This window comes from Candidatus Obscuribacterales bacterium (assembly GCA_036703605.1).
Lineage (GTDB): Bacteria > Cyanobacteriota > Cyanobacteriia > RECH01 > RECH01 > RECH01.
On the sequence record DATNRH010000782.1, the window covers coordinates 1 to 2,007 of the forward strand.

The following is a 2,007-nucleotide window of genomic DNA, read 5'->3' on the forward strand; positions in this document are numbered from 1 at the left end:
AAAAGCTGATGCCTGCGGCTGCGGCGATGATAACAGTAGTGAGGGTGAAAAGCTTCTTTTTCATCAGTTTTAGATAGTAATAAGTGAGCTGATACCAATCAAGACGATGCTTTCTAACCTATTTGCATCTCTCATTCATCCTAGCACGCTTCCTAGAGGTGATTGACTGAAAAGCTTTGGCAACAGAGCTTTTGGAGGCTCGAAACACCCGGGTATACCAGGACAGATAAATTGTCACGTCAGTCCTGATATTTTCTTGAATTTGGCGATCGCTACGAGCAAGCGGGCACCTACGATCAGCTTGGCTTACTAGCCGAGGCGCAGCAAGACTATGCCCAAGCTCAGAATCACCTCGAACAGGCACCCATCATTTTTGTCGGATTCAACAACCAGCACAGCACTGCGATGACAGTGCCCTATCCCGCCTTTACCAAATCACCCAAGACGACAACCTGCTCCCCACCGTCGCCCAGTGCCTCAACAGCACCCCCGCCGAGGTGCAGCAACGCTTCACTGCCGCCAACCCCCAAACGCCGCCGCTCCGTAGCCCCAACGGTTTTTAATTCCCATCACCGTTGAAAATCCGTTAATATGGCTAGTCAGCACTGAACACGCTAATGGAGAAAACCAATGACTCCCACCGAACTGACCCGCAAAGGTTTTCAGGCTTTAGTTGATGCTCTAGGCTATGTCGATGCTGTGCGTTTTATCAAACAGTTCAACCAAGGCCACGGCGACTACACAAGAAACCGTACCCAATGGCTCGACCAACTCACCCTTGATGAAATTCTGTCTTCAGATTCCTAAGGCATAGCAGTAGGCACTGCCCATCCCTGAAGAGAATTTTCCCAACAGGCACCCCACTCAAATCATCATCTATCCTCTTGAGAAGGTTCGGTGTAGTCGCAGAAGGTGCGTAGGCTAATCTTCAGCACCCAGAGGACAGCAACAGTGGCAGGTCACACCATTAGAAAAAACTCGATAGATGCCTACGATTAGTCGATTTTACGGAATCATCATCTTCATGAACTACAACGACCATCAGCCGCCTCATTTCCATGCTCGATATCAAGATCAGGAGGTGATTGTGGAAATCACAACTGGTATAGTCGAAGGCAGAATGTCGAAACGGGCATTGAGAATGGTGCTTGAGTGGTTAGATCTTCACCAAACCGAGTTGATGGAGAATTGGGAACGCGCTAGACAACGCCAAGCCCTGAATGAAATCCAACCGTTGCAATAGAGAGGAACTTAGCATGTTTCTTCATGTTACGAAGATGGAACCTCTGGACGGCTATAGGCTGAGGCTAACCTTCAGTGATCAGACAACCCGAGAGATTGATTTATGGCCAGAGCTATATGGCGACATCTTTGCTCCACTCCAAGACCTAGAGCAATTTAGGCAGGTTTTCTTAAACCCAGAAACAAGAACCATTGAATGGCCCAACGGTGCAGACTTTGCCCCAGAATTTCTCTACAACCTGAGTCAAACCTCAAATCATCAGCCATCCCCTGGCGTTTCACTGGGTTCGGTGTAGTCGCAAAAGGTACGCAGACCAATCTTCAGCACCCAGAGGACAGCAACAGTGGCGATCGCTGGACTCATCCACGGCAGCGCAATCAACTCCACCACATAGACAATCAGCCCCGTCAACAGAGACGCCTGGGCAGGGTTTTTGTTGTACTCCTCTACCTTTTCCCGAAAGCTATCATCACCGCACAACTCCCGACGCAGATTGGCCAGAAACACCTGGCGCAGGGTCTTGCGATCCTCCCCATAGACAGCCGTTCCCGCCGCCGCCAGCTCCTCCAAGCTGCTTTCCAGATCACCGTGGTGATGACGCAGCGTTGCTAGGGCAGGTTGAGCTGGAGCGTAGTCCTGCAACAGGTCTTGAGTCGTTTGTAGATCGTCCGTCGAGAGGTGTGTTGTCATACAACCAATTGCCCATAAAACTAGGTCTGCCCGTTCCATCTTCAACAGGCAGACCCTTATCCTCAGCCTTGGCG

General features: G+C 50.3%; 3 protein-coding genes. 2 read left to right on the forward strand and 1 reads right to left on the reverse strand.

From position 1 onward, the window contains the following. The first annotated feature begins 630 nt into the window (after positions 1-630). On the forward strand, positions 631-807 hold the full coding sequence (locus tag V6D20_16235) for a hypothetical protein (GenBank protein HEY9817329.1): 177 nt from the start codon (positions 631-633) through the stop codon (positions 805-807). Between the two features lie 178 nt (positions 808-985). Continuing rightward, positions 986-1,243 (forward strand): DUF4160 domain-containing protein, encoded by a 258-nt coding sequence (locus tag V6D20_16240; protein ID HEY9817330.1) that lies wholly within the window; start codon positions 986-988, stop codon positions 1,241-1,243. Positions 1,244-1,501: 258 nt separating this feature from the next. Here V6D20_16240 and V6D20_16245 read toward each other — a convergent pair. After that, positions 1,502-2,007 (reverse strand): hypothetical protein (locus tag V6D20_16245; protein HEY9817331.1); only part of this gene is annotated, 506 nt, incomplete at its 5' end.

Excerpts from the sequence above, each read along its gene's own strand:
- V6D20_16235 (HEY9817329.1), top strand. The coding sequence starts at position 631 with ATGACTCCCACCGAACTGACCCGCAAAGGTTTTCAGGCTTTAGTTGAT.
- V6D20_16240 (HEY9817330.1), top strand. The coding sequence starts at position 986 with ATGCCTACGATTAGTCGATTTTACGGAATCATCATCTTCATGAACTAC.